Source organism: Mucilaginibacter aquaedulcis (assembly GCF_030409325.1).
GTDB lineage: Bacteria > Bacteroidota > Bacteroidia > Sphingobacteriales > Sphingobacteriaceae > Mucilaginibacter > Mucilaginibacter aquaedulcis.
The window spans coordinates 272,031-288,479 of sequence record NZ_JAUFPR010000004.1 but is presented as its reverse complement, the minus strand read 5'-3'; the positions used below and the strand labels follow the sequence as shown (position 1 = coordinate 288,479).

General features: G+C 41.5%; 16 protein-coding genes. 3 read left to right on the top strand and 13 right to left on the bottom strand.

Annotated elements, in window-relative coordinates:
- Position 1: 1 nt before the first annotated feature.
- Positions 2-1,564 (bottom strand): glycoside hydrolase family 10-like protein, encoded by a 1,563-nt coding sequence (locus tag QWZ01_RS19485; RefSeq protein WP_290326233.1) that lies wholly within the window; start codon positions 1,562-1,564, stop codon positions 2-4.
- Between the two features lie 345 nt (positions 1,565-1,909).
- On the opposite strand from QWZ01_RS19485, the gene QWZ01_RS19480 reads away from it, so the two are divergent.
- On the top strand, positions 1,910-2,824 hold the full coding sequence (locus QWZ01_RS19480; RefSeq protein WP_290326231.1) for a DUF8428 domain-containing protein: 915 nt from the start codon (positions 1,910-1,912) through the stop codon (positions 2,822-2,824).
- Between the two features lie 74 nt (positions 2,825-2,898).
- Here the strand turns inward: QWZ01_RS19480 and QWZ01_RS19475 are convergent, their stop codons facing one another.
- From QWZ01_RS19475 to QWZ01_RS19425, 11 genes are all read right to left on the bottom strand, one after another.
- The gene (locus QWZ01_RS19475; protein WP_290326229.1) at positions 2,899-3,699 is read right to left on the bottom strand and encodes a hypothetical protein; all 801 of its coding nucleotides are present in this window, start codon (positions 3,697-3,699) and stop codon (positions 2,899-2,901) included.
- Between the two features lie 21 nt (positions 3,700-3,720).
- Positions 3,721-4,224 (bottom strand): heavy-metal-associated domain-containing protein, encoded by a 504-nt coding sequence (locus tag QWZ01_RS19470; RefSeq protein WP_290326228.1) that lies wholly within the window; start codon positions 4,222-4,224, stop codon positions 3,721-3,723.
- A gap of 71 nt (positions 4,225-4,295) precedes the next feature.
- Positions 4,296-4,685, bottom strand: a complete 390-nt coding sequence (locus QWZ01_RS19465; RefSeq protein ID WP_290326227.1) for an HYC_CC_PP family protein — start codon at positions 4,683-4,685, stop codon at positions 4,296-4,298.
- A gap of 144 nt (positions 4,686-4,829) precedes the next feature.
- Positions 4,830-5,510, bottom strand: coding sequence for a YiaD family glycine zipper/OmpA-like lipoprotein (locus QWZ01_RS19460; RefSeq protein ID WP_290326226.1), 681 nt, complete (start codon positions 5,508-5,510; stop codon positions 4,830-4,832).
- A gap of 231 nt (positions 5,511-5,741) precedes the next feature.
- A complete protein-coding gene (locus QWZ01_RS19455) occupies positions 5,742-7,076 on the bottom strand; it encodes a sensor histidine kinase (RefSeq protein WP_290326224.1) in 1,335 nt (444 codons plus the stop codon).
- 3 nt (positions 7,077-7,079) lie between these two features.
- Complete coding sequence (locus tag QWZ01_RS19450; RefSeq protein ID WP_290326222.1) at positions 7,080-7,763, bottom strand: response regulator transcription factor; 684 nt, start codon at positions 7,761-7,763, stop codon at positions 7,080-7,082.
- A 6-nt stretch (positions 7,764-7,769) separates the two neighbouring features.
- Complete coding sequence (locus QWZ01_RS19445; RefSeq protein ID WP_290326221.1) at positions 7,770-8,645, bottom strand: hypothetical protein; 876 nt, start codon at positions 8,643-8,645, stop codon at positions 7,770-7,772.
- A gap of 30 nt (positions 8,646-8,675) precedes the next feature.
- On the bottom strand, positions 8,676-9,008 hold the full coding sequence (locus QWZ01_RS19440; RefSeq protein WP_290326219.1) for a hypothetical protein: 333 nt from the start codon (positions 9,006-9,008) through the stop codon (positions 8,676-8,678).
- A 168-nt stretch (positions 9,009-9,176) separates the two neighbouring features.
- Positions 9,177-10,124, bottom strand: a complete 948-nt coding sequence (locus QWZ01_RS19435; protein WP_290326217.1) for an FAD:protein FMN transferase — start codon at positions 10,122-10,124, stop codon at positions 9,177-9,179.
- Between the two features lie 289 nt (positions 10,125-10,413).
- Positions 10,414-11,487 (bottom strand): peptide chain release factor 1, encoded by a 1,074-nt coding sequence (gene prfA / locus QWZ01_RS19430; RefSeq protein ID WP_290326215.1) that lies wholly within the window; start codon positions 11,485-11,487, stop codon positions 10,414-10,416.
- Positions 11,488-11,675: 188 nt separating this feature from the next.
- Entirely contained in the window at positions 11,676-12,431 is a 756-nt protein-coding gene (locus QWZ01_RS19425; protein WP_290326213.1) for a UDP-2,3-diacylglucosamine diphosphatase, read from the bottom strand.
- A 147-nt stretch (positions 12,432-12,578) separates the two neighbouring features.
- On the opposite strand from QWZ01_RS19425, the gene QWZ01_RS19420 reads away from it, so the two are divergent.
- Positions 12,579-12,923, top strand: coding sequence for a hypothetical protein (locus QWZ01_RS19420; RefSeq protein WP_290326212.1), 345 nt, complete (start codon positions 12,579-12,581; stop codon positions 12,921-12,923).
- Between the two features lie 75 nt (positions 12,924-12,998).
- Here QWZ01_RS19420 and QWZ01_RS19415 read toward each other — a convergent pair whose 3' ends face one another.
- Positions 12,999-13,754, bottom strand: coding sequence for a hypothetical protein (locus QWZ01_RS19415; protein ID WP_290326210.1), 756 nt, complete (start codon positions 13,752-13,754; stop codon positions 12,999-13,001).
- A gap of 346 nt (positions 13,755-14,100) precedes the next feature.
- Between QWZ01_RS19415 and QWZ01_RS19410 the strand changes: the two genes are divergently transcribed.
- Positions 14,101-16,221, top strand: a complete 2,121-nt coding sequence (locus QWZ01_RS19410; protein WP_290326208.1) for a prolyl oligopeptidase family serine peptidase — start codon at positions 14,101-14,103, stop codon at positions 16,219-16,221.
- The last annotated feature ends 228 nt before the right edge of the window (positions 16,222-16,449 follow it).

Below are 16,449 nucleotides of genomic sequence, written 5' to 3'. Positions count from 1 at the left end.
ATCAGCGTACCGTGACCGCAATGGTTGGGGAGCGGTCGCTTTCATTTTTAAGCCTGTCTATCGCGGTTATTACATATAAGTAGGTTTTGCCTTTCTGAACGGTAGTATCCTCAAAACCAAGGTTAGTGTTGTACTGGATACGCAGAATGTTTTTAGGATCGTCGATATTGATCTTATCGCCATCGTCAAAACGGTATATCACATAACCGTATACAGCCTGCTCATCCTTAGCCAATGTAGGTGCTACCCATTTTAACTGCACATGGCTCTGTACCGATTTGGCAGTCAGCTCACGCGGAACGTTTGGCGCGATAGAATCAAGCCAAAGCATAACCGGAGGCAGGGCCGGGTAACGGTAATAATTTTGGCGCAACGAATCGGTAAAACCAAGCGGATTGTTGGTAAGCGAGTTGGAGCTGAAATAAACACTGCCCTGCACCCTTGGGTTGTCGCGTATCATGGTAACCTGGTTAGGCAGTTGTGTTGGGTTTTTAAAGGCCAGCGTTTTGCGCTCATTTATGCGGTATGCAGCCTGCCCAATGTATAAGTGTCTGCCATAGGTGTTGTCGCTCCACCAATCAAGCAGTTTTTCAAAATCTGCACTGCGGTTACCTATCGGCCAGTAAAGCTGCGGGTTAATATAATCAACCCAGCCTTGTTTGATCCACATGCGCGAGTCGGCATAGTTTTCATAGTATGACGAGCCTCCGCTGGTTTCAGAGCCCTCATCATTCTGTGCCTTATTGGCCCAGATACCGAAAGGGCTCACCCCAAACTTAATATCCGGGTTGTGGGCATGAACGCTGTCGCCAATCATTTTTATCAGCAGGTCAACGTTATGGCGGCGCCAGTCTTTGATATTATCATAGCCTTCGCCGTATTGCTTAAAGGTTTCTTCGTCGTTTATTTTTTGGCCGGCAATAGGGTATGGATAAAAATAATCATCCATATGTACACCGTCTATATCGTAGTTATCAACCACATCCAGTATCACCTGCACAATATAATCGCGCACTTCGGGCAAGCCGGGGTTAAAGGTTTTGATACCGCCATAGGTGAAAAACCATTCGGGTTTTATTTTGGTGATGTGTTGCGGACTAAGCGCCGCGAAGTTACCGTCAAAGGTGGCACGATAGGGGTTAAACCACGCATGAAGCTCCATTCCGCGTTTATGAGCCTCGTTTATGGCAAACTCCAGCGGGTCATAAGCGGGGGTTGGGGCCTGCCCCTGTTTGCCGGTTAAATATTTTGACCATGGTTCGCGGCTTTTGGTATAGAATGCATCCGCAGCGGGCCTAACCTGCAGCATTACGGCATTAATGCCGGTTTCCTGGTGCGAGTTCAATATATCCAGCAATTCCTGTTTCTGCTTGTCTGAAGTAAACCTGGTGCTGGTTGGCCAGTCGATGTTTACCACTGTTGCTATCCATACGCCCCTGAACTCACGTTTTGGCTGCGTTTTAACAATAACAGGCTCGGCAGATGGTTCTGCAGGCTGTGCGTTAACGGTTACAATTGTAAACAGGGGTATGATCAGGAATATGAAACGGCGGAATATATGCATCAATAAGAATTAATTTAAAAGCTGCAAAGATATAAACTCATAACGTAGCAGTTTTACATGAAGTATAAAATTTGGAGGTTTATTATGATTTAAGCATATTGCGCTTACTTTTAACCGTTGTAAAGCTTAAATTAGTATCAATAATTCTATTTTAAATCATATTTTTAGTGTTTCAACGTTTAAAACCGTTGAACAGTAAATGCCGAAGCTTGTAAAATACAGGTAAAAAGTAACGTCAATTTAATATTGATACAATTGTAAATTAAACCAGATAGTTAAATAGCTGCAAATTTTTAAAACAGCTTTGCTTTTTAACTGTATTTAAACATTAAACATTAAATTGCTATGGAAAATCAATCCGGTCAACCATCTAAGAAAAACTCAAACGTCATTTATTTCCTCATTGTGGTGGTATTGGCTCTATTGGGCACTGATGTGTATTTGTATTTGCAGAAAAACAAATCTGATACTAAGATAGTGTATCAGCATGATGAACAAACACGGCTGCAAACCGAGCTTGATAGCCTGGAATCGCAAATTGAGCAGGTAAATGCCGGTAAGGCAAAATTATCTGCAGCAATGCAAGCCAAGAATGATTCACTAACAGCAAAGATCAAAGTATTAAGAACCCAGCTGGCTAAAGGCAAACTGACTAAAGCCGAACTTTCTAAAGCTCAGGAAGATTTGAAACAGCTAAGGTATTTTGTTACCAAATACACGGCTGATATTGAAGAGCTTAAAAAACAAAATCAATCGCTCACTACGGAAAGGGATACTTTAAAAACTAACCTCGCCACGGTGGCTAAAAAGGCCGATACGCTCACCAAGCAAAATCAGGATCTGGATGCCAAGGTTAAGGTGGCACAGGCAATTAAGCTGGCCAATGCAAATGTAGTGGCCTATAAAATAAGAGGCAGCGGTAAAGAAGTTGATGTTACCCGCGCTAATCCGGCTAAAAAAATAAAGATCAACTTTACAGTAGCCAGCAACACATTGGCTGTAAAAGGCCTGCATGATATTTATGTACGTATCATTGACCCAACAGGTAACCTGATCACCCCTGCCGATGGCGGAACTTTCAATGCTGATGGTCAGGACCTGCAGTATACCTATAAAACATCTATCGACTTTAAAGATGATGGTGTACAGTATACCATTGACTGGGTTCACCCTAACCCACCATTCCAAAAAGGTACTTATACCGTATTGCTTTACGCAGATGGAAGCACTATGGGAAAAACAGGGTTCTCACTTAAATAAGCTAAACTAACAAAATATAAAAGCCCGTTCCGGATATCTGGAACGGGCTTTTCATTTTATTCAGGTTACGAGGTTTATAGGTTGAAAAAATTGTACTCGAGCCTGATGAGGTACATGTTTTTGCTATTGCGCAGCATATCATTATAGATGGGAGTGCGGTACGATAGATCGAGCCGGCAAACGCTGTTAAATATAAACTGAATAGCAGGGGCAGCATCCAAATAGCTTTGATTATGGCCCGGGTTGGTTTTACCCAGCAATTCAACGTACAGGTTTACATTTGTTTGCTGATAATCGCGGTAATTTTTTGGAAATAATAAGTACCCGGCAGAAAGGGTATAGGCAGCCGCATTGCGGGCTTGTGAAACAGGCAAATTATAACCTCCGCGGTTATCAAAGGCATGTAAATAGCTGGCCGAGCCAGAGATGGCCAGTTTATGCAAAAGCTGGGTAAACACCACGCCGCTTTGAATGCCAGAATTATCACCTTCCAATGTTATTTCCTGGTTAGGCAAAGGGTTATTGATGCTGGATGCCTTTGCAAAGAACGCTCCGCGAAAATGCTTCTGAACGGTATCTATTGATAAAAAACGGTATTTGGCATATACACTGCCTCCTTCAAAATGCTGACCATTGCTGTAATAATTCGAGGTATACAGCGAGCCGTGTACCATCACCTTCCTGCTTAAGCCATACATGGCCTCAAAGGTGCTGCGGTTTCTATAATCTGGCTTAAAAAGGCCCTGATTCTCCACACGTAATCCTAAGGAACCGGTAGCCATATTGCTGGCAGGTTCGGTATTTACGTACAGCTCCTGCGAAAATGCTGGGCATGACGTTGCCATAAGGCAAAAAGCCAATAATATCTTCTTCATGATGATAGTTGCTGAGGAAGATTATATAGCTAAATGATAAAGACGGCCGCTTGCTGGCTGGGCAGTATCAGTAACCTGGCTCAGGTATTTTTTAGATACTGATTTTGGAGCAAAGCCATTATCAACAACAGTGAGGCTAACATCGCCGCTGAAAGTTTTATCGCCGGCATTAAGCAATCTGTAAGTATCGCCTCCATAGCTGAAATTGTTATTGGCAATTTTGGTGTTATTGAAGTTAAAAGTGGCTTTTAAACTGTTTACCGAGAAGCCTGATCCCTGAACTTTTTTACTTATCTGTTCAAAATTTACCGGTACATCGCTCTTAAAAGTAATGAGGTATAAATTATGCATCAGGTCGGTTTTTATATCACCTACAAAGGGGAGGGAGCGCAAGGCTTTTTCTGTTGATTTGGCACACAAAGCGCAGGTAAGGCCGCTTACCTGCAGTTCGGCTTTGGTAAACTGGGCTTTAGCAGCAGTAATAGTAAACAAGAATAGTACAATAAATATTTTGATGGTTTTCATTTGATCTTGATTAATTGTTGAAAATAAACTTACGGTAATTTACCGGGCATTATACTGGCAATTAATGCTTATCAAATACGAAAAATGCAGTTTTTAATAATGGTAACAATGTTGAGCAAAGGCCTGTCAGGTGGTCCTCGTTCTAAAGATGCATCGACAGATGCTTGCCTTGAGGGAGCATAAACACCGTTATAAGAGAGGCGTGGAAGATCAAGGCCAAAAAGCTTTGAAATGATAGAGAAAGGTTCGGCCTGATGTGCATCCTTAACTTTGATCTGCAGTTGTTTGTCTTTACAGCATTTCATTTTGCCACAATCAGACTCCATTTTGCAGTTAGCAGCAGCAGGCGAATCAATTTTAACGGATGCTAATAAGGTACCGCAATAATGTAAATTAAGAGCAAACCCTAATACCGTAACGGTATATAGCAAGGTTAATAATAAAGCTCCTGATTTTTTCATTAAAGCAAAAATAGTGCATTAACTTGTTGATTACAAATTGTTTTGTTAAAAAATAATGTTAACGAAAGTTAAAAAAATGCATAAAAAAACCCGGCCCTCGCGGCCAGGTTTTTTTTCTTAACTTGATCTTATTATATGTATTTATTACTGGGCCGATTGTTTGGCCTGTTGTTTCATTTGGTCATTAGCAACAATTACAATTTCAACCCTGCGGTTTTGAGCACGGCCAGCAGCTGTTGTGTTGTCAGCAATTGGCTCGCTTTCACCTTTACCGCTGGTTGTTAAGCGCGATCCGCTTACATTATCAGCAACTATATATGATTTTACAGATTCGGCCCTGCGTACAGACAGGTCCTGGTTGTGTGAATCTGAACCTGTATCATCTGTATGGCCAACAATTAAAATATTGGTGTTTTGGTTGTTTTGCAATGATTTGGCCAGGTTTTGCAGATTTGCCTGTGCAGCTGGTTTCAGATCGGCTTTGTCAGTATCAAATAATATACCTGAATCAAACTTCACCAAGATACCCTCGCCCTCACGTGTTACAGTAGCTCCTGGAACTGTTTGTTTAATTTCGGCAGCCTGCCTGTCCATATTACGACCAATAAACGCACCGGCTGTACCACCAACGGCACCGCCAATTATAGCACCCAAAGCAGTATTGCCGGCAGCTTTACCAATAAAAGCACCAACGGTACCACCGGCACCGGCGCCAATTGCAGCACCTTTTTGAGTTTTTGTTAACGAATTACAGCCCGAACCCAGGATACCTGCAGTGGCTAAAGCCAGGCTCAGCGTAGCTATCTTAATTTTAAGAGTTTTCATATATGAAATTATGATATAGTTTAGTTAGCGATTGCAAACAAAATGCCAAACGCGGTGAAAAATGAGTATTGTTTACTAAAGCCCTTAAATGGTTACTACAGCTATATTTTTTTAATATTTAGGAAAGTAATTTTCAAACAAGCAGAACTTGTTTTGGCAGGGCATTACAAAATGGCTTAATTTTAGTACAAGAATGTAAAATTGTCGCTACAAATGGCAGGTGTAGATGGCTTAGGTAACCATAACCAAAGTAGCCGGGAAGATGAGTTTGAAGGTGCTGCCTTTGTCTTTTTCTGAAATTACTTCTACCTCAATATCATGAAAGGCCGCTATTGATTTAACAATGGGCAGACCCAGACCAAAGCTATCCTGCTGCAATGATTGCCTGAATTTTTTGAAGCGGTTAAATATAAATGGAAGTGCTTCGGCAGGTATGCCTATGCCATTGTCGGTTATGCTTATGATAAAGTTATTATGGCCTGCTGTAGCAGTTATTTTAATATAGCCACCCTCATTATTGTATTTTATGGCGTTGTTTATCAGGTTAAAAAACAGGTTAAAAAGCAGAAATTTATTGATGTTGATGAATTGCCAATTTTGAGGCACATCCATTTCATAGCTGATATCTTTTTCCTGTAGGCGTATAGAAATTTCATCGTAAACATCCTGTAATACGTCGGTTACCGAAACTTTGTCTTCCTTTAAAAATTGCTCATTTTCAATTTGCGATATCAGCAGCAGCGTTTTGGTGATACTTTTTAAGCGATTGAGGATCTTTTGCATCTCAATTAGCCTAACCTTAAGTTCGTCGTTAATATCTTCCTCTTCAAACATGTTCTCGATTTTTGATTGAAGAATGGATATAGGCGTCATCAACTCATGCGACGCATTTGAAATGAACTCACGCTCTTTTTGAAACTTATCGGCAATGGTTTCCACCATTTTATGTATACTGATGTCCAGGTATTCAAAATCGGTAGTGGTGGTGCGCACTTTACGATACGAATTGAAATTCGGAAATTTTTGGCCTACCAGCTTTGTTTTGATAATCAACCGCAGGGGTTTAAGTACATAGTTGGAATAAAACTGATCGGCCAGGATGGTCAGCAGGATCATACCGAGTAGTACCTGGAAAGCAATATTTTGAAGCGGCACACTGGTTTCATCAAGCGTATCCACGCTTTTGCCAATCTCCAGTAGATAGTTTTTATTTTTAACCTTAAATGTGTGGCTTAATATGCGGTATTCGAGGGTATCGCCCTCGCTAAACGAGCGTTTACCGCGTTTAATGGTATCTGAAAAGTAATCCGGATCAACATCTTCCAAACTAATGTACTCTTCTTTCAGAGGTAAGTAACTACCGTAGCCTTCACCGTTTTCGATATAGGTTTCAATACCCCGGCTTTTTACAATTTGCAGCAGCTTGTTTTTTTGTTTGATAAGCTTGCTGTCAACATAATTGCTGCTGATATTTCTGATCAATACAGGTACCAGCAATACAAATAGTACTACAATTACCAGTTTTGATATGGCATTAAAAAGCGTAAGTTTTGTTCTGAGTCTCAATGCTTAAGCGTTGATCTTTATTTTATAGCCAAGGCCCCTTACGGTTTCGAGCCATTCGGGCGGGGCAAAGGCATTTAGTTTTTTCCGAATATTTTTAATGTGCGCGTCAATATAGTTGGAGTCGTAATCATTATTTACTACGTTGCCCCAAATATGTTCGCTCAATTGCATGCGTGTTAATGTTCTGTTCTTGTGTAAAATTAAATACGCTATCAGGTCAAATTCTTTTTTGGTGATGGTACTTACAACGTCGTTATAGTAGGAAATAGTACGGTTAGTGAGATCGATTAGAAAACCATCCAGCTCAACAATATTGTTTTTTACCCCAAACTTGCGGCGTATGATGGCCTGCATACGGCTTTGCAGCTCAAGTAAGGAGAACGGTTTGGGGAGGTAATCATCGGCGCCAAGATCAAGGCCTTTAATGCGGTCGTTAATTTCTGTACGGGCCGTTAGTATGATACAGGCTGCATCCGAATCTAATTTTTTAGCTTCCCTTAGCAAATCAAGCCCGTCATAATCAGGCAGACCAAGATCTATCAAAATAAAATCGTACAGGTTAACAGCTATTTTTTCGGAGGCCGATTCACCGTCAAAGCATACATCGCATATATAATTATAATTGGTAAGGAATATTTCAAGTTCCTGTGCAAGTGCTTTTTCGTCTTCAATGATCAACACATTCATACGCTGTTAATAAAAAAGGTAGTAAAATGTAAAGTTAAAGAACGATTCGCGCCGGTTTTCCAAGGTGCCTTCCACGTTAACCGGGATAGAATACCGCCAGGAGGCTTCCAATGTATAATGCGGCCTGTTATAGGCTACCGGAATCTTGAAACTATAGTTTAGCATATTAAATCTACGGTTTCTGCGGGCTGCCTCCAGATCGAGGTGGTCAATTACGCTTGGTGGTAATACATACTGGTAGTGATGATCTTTTTCATATCGCTGCACAAAGTTCTGGGTGCCTAATATCATATTGAACGATGGGGTAAAGGACAGGTAATCCTTATCGTCAAAAATGCTCCAGTTGGTTTCAAAGTATTTGGAGTTGCTGATGGTAGTAAAAAAATCGTTTGATTTTCCGAACAGGTAATCGAGCACTACGCTTGTTTTAACAAGGCCCCAATCGTAAGCATTTTTTAAGTTAATATCATTTGATGATGCCGATTTAATAACATTGGCATCTCTGTTGAAAATAAACCTTGTATAGCTGGCCGCGCCCGAAAATGATTTTGACAGTTTGTAAAAATATCCGCCGCCCAAATCAACCTCATCAACCGGGGCATAGCCTAACACCTTTAATACCGAGCCATAAACAAACACACCCGATTTTGAATTATATATGGCATCGCCGGTAAGAAAAGGATACTTTATTGGCCCGGTACGGCCAAAAAACAATGCATCGCTGCCGTAACTTACCCCAACAGAAACCGATCTTTTCCTGATCACCGTATCGGTATCGGCGGGTAGTTTTTTGCCGGTATCGGCAAAAAAGCTCCTGTTTATACCTGCAGCGCACAGTGTATTACTAACGGTAATAAAAAAAAGTAAGCAAAGGTACCTCATCAATAATTAGTAAATTGTTTATCAACCTGTTTAATTGCCATTTCTTCTGGGTATTTCCGGTGGACGTTCCAAGCCTTCGGGCCGGCGTTGTCTTTTGGGTTTTGGTTTGGGTATAACCGGTACCCCTGCATCATCAACCTTTTCGGGCTTTGTTTGTCGTTTAGCCTTTGCTACTTCTTTAATTTTATTCTTTTCATCCTGTTTTTTTGAAACGGTATCAGCCAGTGTCGTATTATTTGTATACGGCAATATGCTGCTGCTTTTGTGGTAAACAGATTCCGATGCGCCGTTTTTAACGCCGGCTAATAATAAACTTGGTGCAAATATTAATAATAGAACAATATACGCAAACCACTTTATCATTGAGGGGAAGAAAAGCTTAAAATTATTTTCAAATAATGGTCAATTTAAACGGGGTAGGGATACCGTTTATAAAAGTATCATTTACCTTGGTATTCTGAGAATAAAATACCAAAGTAAATGAATGCAGAATTTGCGGATTTGTGAGTATAGTTATATAACAGGCCCGAATCAGATATTAACATCTTTTGACGTATAAATACGGTTATGATCGTCAATAATGATACAAGCAATCTGGTTTAGTTGATTTATTAAGTATAAACCCGCGTTAACACCTATATTAATTATAGGGGAGGCCATTGCATCTGATAATTCGGCAGTTGGGCTAACAATGCTCACGCTTGTTATCTCGCTCACCGGAAATCCTTTCTTCGCGGTTACCGCGTTTACGAATTTTTTATCATTGATGCTGGTATATTTTTCGGCATTTACCGATGTGGCAAAAGCCATATTGCTAATATTCAGGTTAGCAAACGGTTCATCTCTTTTTGTAGGATCGGCAGCCACAACTGTCCATGGTTTCATGTTAGGCTGGTTACCCCAGGTAAGCAGATCGCCACCTGCATTGATAACGCCGCTGCTAACACCATTCATTTGCAGCACATATTTAGCCCTATCGGCAGCATAGCCCCTGCTATTGGCACCAAAACCAATGCGCATTCCTTTTTCTTTTAAAAATATGGTCTGTTTTGCAGCATCGGTCACTACGCTTTTATAGTTGGTGAGCATTATCGGCGAAGGCGCGATTTTAACATCGGCATTGGTAGCAATTGCAGCATCATCGCCTGTGTAGCCGGTGCCTGCAAAATAAGTAATATCAAAGGCACCATGGGTTAGCTCTGATATTTGCAAAGCGCGGTCAATAAGCCTGAAAACTTCAGAACTAACTTTTACCGGCTCAATACCTGCATTGCGGTTTATGCGGTTAATGTTACTATCTTCGCTAAATGTAGATAACAGCCTGTCAACACGGTTGATCTCATTAATGGCAATATCAATCTGTTCATCTGCCAGTAAGGGGTCGTTCCCAACTACACTAATTTCAAATTTATCACCCATTAAGCGTACGCTACGCCCGAAAGTGGTTAAATTATTGGTTAAAGTTTTTATAGCCAGCATAAGAAGAATTTAATTATTGTCAAAAAAAATAACAGTAATGTAATGTATCAATGCCTTTACGAAAAAACGAGCAAAAGCGCTACAGCATTACCCTACAAAAACTAAAGTACTGGGCTTACATGAAAATAAGATGAAAATGGGATTGTAATTACCGTAATGCCTGTTGATTTAGCATTTTTTAACAATTGGATTACAGTTGATTACGGATTAAGATAGTGGCTTTAAACTTGTTTTAAATGAAAAATGCCGAAACAAGTCCGGCATCTTCCTGTAAAAGGCTTTTATATTTTTAAACTACGGTTCCTTCTTTTAGTTTTTCAGCGTTCTCTGCAAATTGTAACGATTCCATTATTTCCTGTAAATCGCCGTTCAACACGCCTGGAAGATTGTAAATAGTAAGGCCAATGCGGTGCTCGGTTAAGCGGCCCTGAGGGTAATTATAAGTACGTACCTTGGCCGATCTGTCACCGGTTGATACCATGGTTTTACGTTTTTTAGAGGTTTCTTCGAGGTGTTTTTGTAACTCCATTTCATAAACCCTTGAGCGTAATACCTGCAATGCCTTATCGTAGTTCTTTAACTGTGATTTCTGATCCTGGCACTGCGCCACAATACCAGTAGGAATGTGGGTTAACCTAACAGCAGAATAGGTAGTATTTACCGACTGACCGCCTGGCCCAGAGGCACAGAAAAGGTCTTTACGGATATCACTCACCTGCAGGTCGATATCAAATTCATCAACCTCGGGCAATACCACTACCGATGCAGCGGATGTATGTACACGGCCCTGTGTTTCGGTATCAGGTACGCGTTGTACACGGTGTACACCCGATTCATATTTTAAAGTACCATAGGCGTCTTCGGCTATTACGTTGAATACAATTTCCTTGTAACCGCCGCTTGTACCTTCGGTATAATCAACTAATTCGGTTTTCCAGCCGCGTTTTTCGCAATAGCGCATGTACATGCGGTAAAGATCGCCGGCAAATAGGGCAGCTTCGTCGCCGCCGGTACCACCGCGGATCTCAACCATGGCGTTTTTGCTATCTTCCGGATCCTTAGGGATCAGCATCAGGCGAATGGCTTCTTCCATTTCTTCCTGTTTGATCAGCAGATCATCCAGCTCAGATTTTGCCATTTCACGAAATTCTTCGTCTTTTTCGGTAGCCAGAATTTCTTTATTGCTATCGATATTGCTCATGATGTTGCGGTAAATATTATACTCGTCAACAATCTTGGCAAGGTCTTTATATTCTTTATTTAACTGAGCGTAACGTTTCATGTCCTGCATCACTTCAGGATTGCTCAATTCCGCTTCTACAGTTTTCCAGCGTTGAAATATCAGTTCTAATTTCTCTAACATATACTATATTCAATAGCTATTTGCAGTTTATTATAATGATATCCGGTTATGAAAGTGTCTACGTTTCGTTCGGGTTATGCTTTTACTGCAAAAAGCGCACAAAAGTACACATTTTTGGCCATATATTAATTCACCCTATTGTAAGTAATTAGTAGGTAAGTTTGAGGGGCTGTTACCAAAGGTTTAATTTATTTTTCTGATTCAAAGGTTTTTAAGGAGAGTGTTGTACCATCAAACTCGGCATAGGTATTATAGTTTACCCATTCGCCCAGGTTTATATAGCGGCTATTGGGGTTCAGCTGAATATCAAGCGGTAAATGCCGGTGACCGAAAATAAGGAAATCATAAAAGTTTGTTTGCAACTCCTCGCGGCAAAACGTTACCAGCCATTCCTGTTCGCCGGGTTTGGGGTTTTCCTTTTTCTGATTGCTGAGGCGGCTATGGGTCGACCAATAGTTGGCTATCCCTACGCCCAGATTAGGGTGTACGCGCGCAAAAAGCCACTGACAAAAGCCGCTGCGGAAAAAGTTTTTCAATACTTTATAAAACCCATCGCCCGGTCCGAGTCCATCGCCATGATGCAGGAAGAATTTTTTGCCGCCGCGCTCTATCTTCAAGTCATCGCTAATAATGGTTGCGCCAAGCTCCTTTACAAAATAATCAAACATCCACATGTCGTGGTTGCCCTTGAAAAGATAAAGCTTTACTCCCTGATCGGTAAGCTCGGCCAGTTTGCCTAAAAAGCGAATGTAGCCCTTTGGTACTACGGTTTTATATTCAAACCAGAAGTCAAAAACATCACCCATTAAAAACAATTCGGCGGCATCTGTTTTGATGCTATCGAGCCAGCGGACTATCCTGTCTTCGCGTTTGCGACTATCGGCAAAGCCACCGGTACCTAAATGAAAATCAGATGCAAAGTAAAGTTTGTTACGGACTGGCATACCCGGCAAAAATACATTTAAACCATCAAAGGAAAAAACGATAATAGCAGGCAGGTGTTATGTATCAGTAATTAACAATTAATAAATATTAACAGGATATATTTGAATTAACAGGCATATAACAGTTATGCTTTAACACATGAATTAATGAAAAAGATATTACTCCCGGCTTTGATGTTATTTGGTTTTGCCGGTGTGGCAAATGCCCAGCACTCATTTAGCGCCGCCGATTTTAAAAACAACCTGGGTAAAACCGGTACCCTATGCGATACTGTTTACTCTATGAAAACTGTAAGTGATACGCTTACCCTGTTGAATATGGGGGCCGCTTACCCGCGACAAAAATATACCATTGCAGTAAAGGGCAATAAAACCAAGCTTGATTTTACCCACATTAAGGGAAAACAAGTGTGCGTTACCGGAACGTTTTTAATGTTTAAAGACCAACCCGAGGTTGCTGCCGATAAGCCTGAACAGTTTGAAGTGCATTAAAAACAAAAGAGCAGTACCGGTTATCAGTACTGCTCTTTTGTTTTTAATGCGGATGCAACCGCCGTATGTTGTTAATTAAAATTCTTTCACTAAGCCCAGCACAATCTGCCCTTCAGTCATTGGCTGCTTGGTTACCATACGGCCCAGGCCGCTGGTACGGCCGGTGGTAGTAATGTTTGGTCCTTTTGAGTTAATGTAGTTTCCTTTAAGCATCAGGTCCCAGCCGTCGCCCATGTCAAAACGTATGGCCGCGCTGCCTCCGTATGCAAATGCTGTTCCTTTTGAACTTTCCTGGGTAAATACCGCTGTTTGTGCCTTAACACCATCAATAGTAACCGCAACGCTTGGTGTTGCCGTGTTTTTTATAACACCTGCCGATGCACGCAGGTCAAATCTTAAACGGTGGTATAAAAATGTGTATTGAGGGCCCAGTAATACATTATAACTTCTGTAACGTTTATCGGCAGTAACGGTAGATCCATCAGCCTTAAAGTCGTCGGTATAACCTTGTGAAATTATCTGATCATCGTCGATAGTCAAATTGCCCTGGTCTTGTTTAGATACAGTATAGCCTAAAGCCAGGTTCTTGAAAAAGTAAACGGCTCCGTCAATACCCATTACAAAACCATTTTTTGCAAAACCGGCTTTTGGATTGCTGTAATTGGTGCTTTTAAAATCGCTAAGGGCCCTTGACTGGCCACCAAATATACCTATATAGCTTTTAGCCTTTGCCGGTGCATCTCCGTCGGTATCTGCTGTATCCTGGGCTTTTGCATTAAGCACGATCAGCATAAATAAAGATGCTGTAAGAAATGTAAAGGTTTGTTTCATGTTGTAAATTATACTACTAATAAATATAAGTTTGCCCCTTATACCTGTTATTTGGTTTAGCAAACGTGTAAAAAAAAGCATTATTATCAATAATAGCCGGTAGGATATAAAATCTATTATAAATAAATAATTACACCTACGGGTTTGGCCAAATATCCGGAAATTAGTTGTTCCGCAGCTTAGCTAATGCTTGTTTTTTATAATCGGGGGCTAATATAGGGTGCCCGGCTCAATTAAATAGCAGGAACGGGCAAAATTAACAACTTTTAACCTTTATTGGGCCAAAGCTATTGCTGCGGTCATGCTCAAATCATATCTTTAGTTTCCCTGTAATTTAAAAACCAATATGAAAAAAACTACCTGTTTATTTGCATTAGCAGTTTTACTTTATAGTTATACCCAGGCACAACAAATGAGCATAAAAACGCTACCATACCCGCAAACAAAAAAAACAGATACGGTTGATACCTACTTTGGCACCCACGTGCCCGACCCATACCGCTGGCTTGAAAACGACGAAGCCGCCGATACCAAGGCATGGGTAAAGGAAGAAAATAAGGTTACTCAAAACTATCTGGGCCAAATTCCGTACCGTGAGGAAATGCGCAAGCAGTTAGAAACGCTGTGGAACTACGAAAAATACAGCGCCCCGTTTAAGGAAGGCAAATACACTTATTTTTATAAAAATGATGGTCTGCAAAGTCAATCGGTTTTATACCGGCAAGCAGGCGATAATGGTACACCCGAAATATTCCTCGACCCCAATAAGTTCTCGGCCGATGGTACAACCTCGTTGCAAGGAATAGAGTTCACTAAAAACGGCGATTTAGCCGCTTACCAGATATCGGAAGGTGGATCTGACTGGCGCAAGGTCATTGTGATAAAAACAGAAGATAAAAGTGCAGTTGGCGACACGCTTATCGATATTAAATTCAGCGGTTTGGCCTGGAAAAGTACCGATGGCTTTTATTACAGCAGTTATGATAAGCCAAAAGCGGGCAGCCAGTTATCGGGCCTCACACAATATCATAAGCTTTATTACCACAAACTGGGTACGCCTCAAAGCTCGGATAAGCTCATATTTGGAGGCGATAAAACACCGCGCCGGTATATTGGCGCCTACCTTACCGAAGATGAACGTTTCCTGGTGATCACAGCAGCAACCTCTACAACAGGAAACGAGCTGTATATCCAGGACCTGAGCAAGCCCAACAGCACAATTGTTAATGTGGTTGATAATTTTGATAATGAGCATAATGTGCTTGATAATGTAGGAAGCAAGCTGTATATCCTCACCAATATCTACTCGCCCAATTTTAAGATTGTTACGGTGGATGCTGCTACCCCAACCATAACACATTGGAAAAACCTGATCCCCGAAACTAAAGATGTACTTACCGCCAGTACCGGTGGCGGTAAAATTTTTGCCGAATACCTGAAAGATGCTACCTCATTTGTGCAGCAGTATGATATGAATGGCAAGCTGGAACGTACTATCACATTACCATCGGTAGGTACAGCGGCAGGTTTTGGTACCAAAAAGGAAGAAAAGGAAACCTATTACACTTTTACCAATTACGTATATCCGCCAACTATTTTTAAGCTGGATATTGCCAGCGGACAATCAACGGTATATAAAAAATCGGGCGTGAAGTTTGATCCGGAGCAATATGAATCGAAACAGGTGTTTTATACCTCAAAGGATAAAACCAAAATACCGATGATCATCACCTATAAAAAAGGGACGGAGCTAAACGGCGAAAACCCAACGCTGCTTTATGCCTATGGTGGTTTCGGTGTAAGTTTAACTCCGGCGTTCAGCACATCAAACATTATATTGCTTGAGCATGGCGGTATTTATGCTGTGCCTAATTTGCGCGGAGGTGGTGAATATGGCGAAACATGGCACCGTAAGGGCATTAAAATGAAAAAGCAAAACGTGTTTGATGATTTTATTGCCGCTGCCGAATACCTGATCAAAAACAAGTATACCTCCAAAGAGAAGCTCGCCATTTCCGGCGGTTCAAACGGAGGCTTGCTAATAGGGGCTATGCTAACCCAACGGCCCGATCTGTTTAAAGTTGCCTTCCCGGCTGTAGGTGTTTTGGATATGCTGCGCTACAATAAATTTACCGCAGGTGCCGGCTGGAGCTATGATTACGGTACTGCCGAAGATTCTGAAGAGATGTTTAAGTACCTGTATAATTATTCGCCCTACCATGCCTTAAAGCCACAGCAATACCCGGCCACCATGATCACCACCGCCGATCATGACGATCGTGTAGTGCCTGCCCATTCGTTTAAGTTCGGTGCGCGCCTGCAGGAGTACCAGCAGGGCCCGGCCCCAACATTGATTCGTATTGAAACCAAAGCAGGCCACGGCGCGGGGCAGAGTACCGCGCAGGTAATAAGCGGCCAGGTTGATAAATGGGCATTCATGTTCTGGAATATGGGTGTGAAGTGGTAGGGGGAATGAGTTTTTTGTGATGAGTGAAAGGCTTTGAGTGTTAAATCTTTGATTTACATGGCATACAACAACTCACCCGGTCTACGCTTCGCTGGACCACCCTCTCTGTCCTTTGGACAAAGAGGGGATTGAAAATGGATGATGAACAAAAAAGTTTTCCCAACCCTCTTTGCGGCGAAGCCGGAGAGAGGGTTGACAAGCGTAGCGATGTCGGGGTGAGTAGATAAC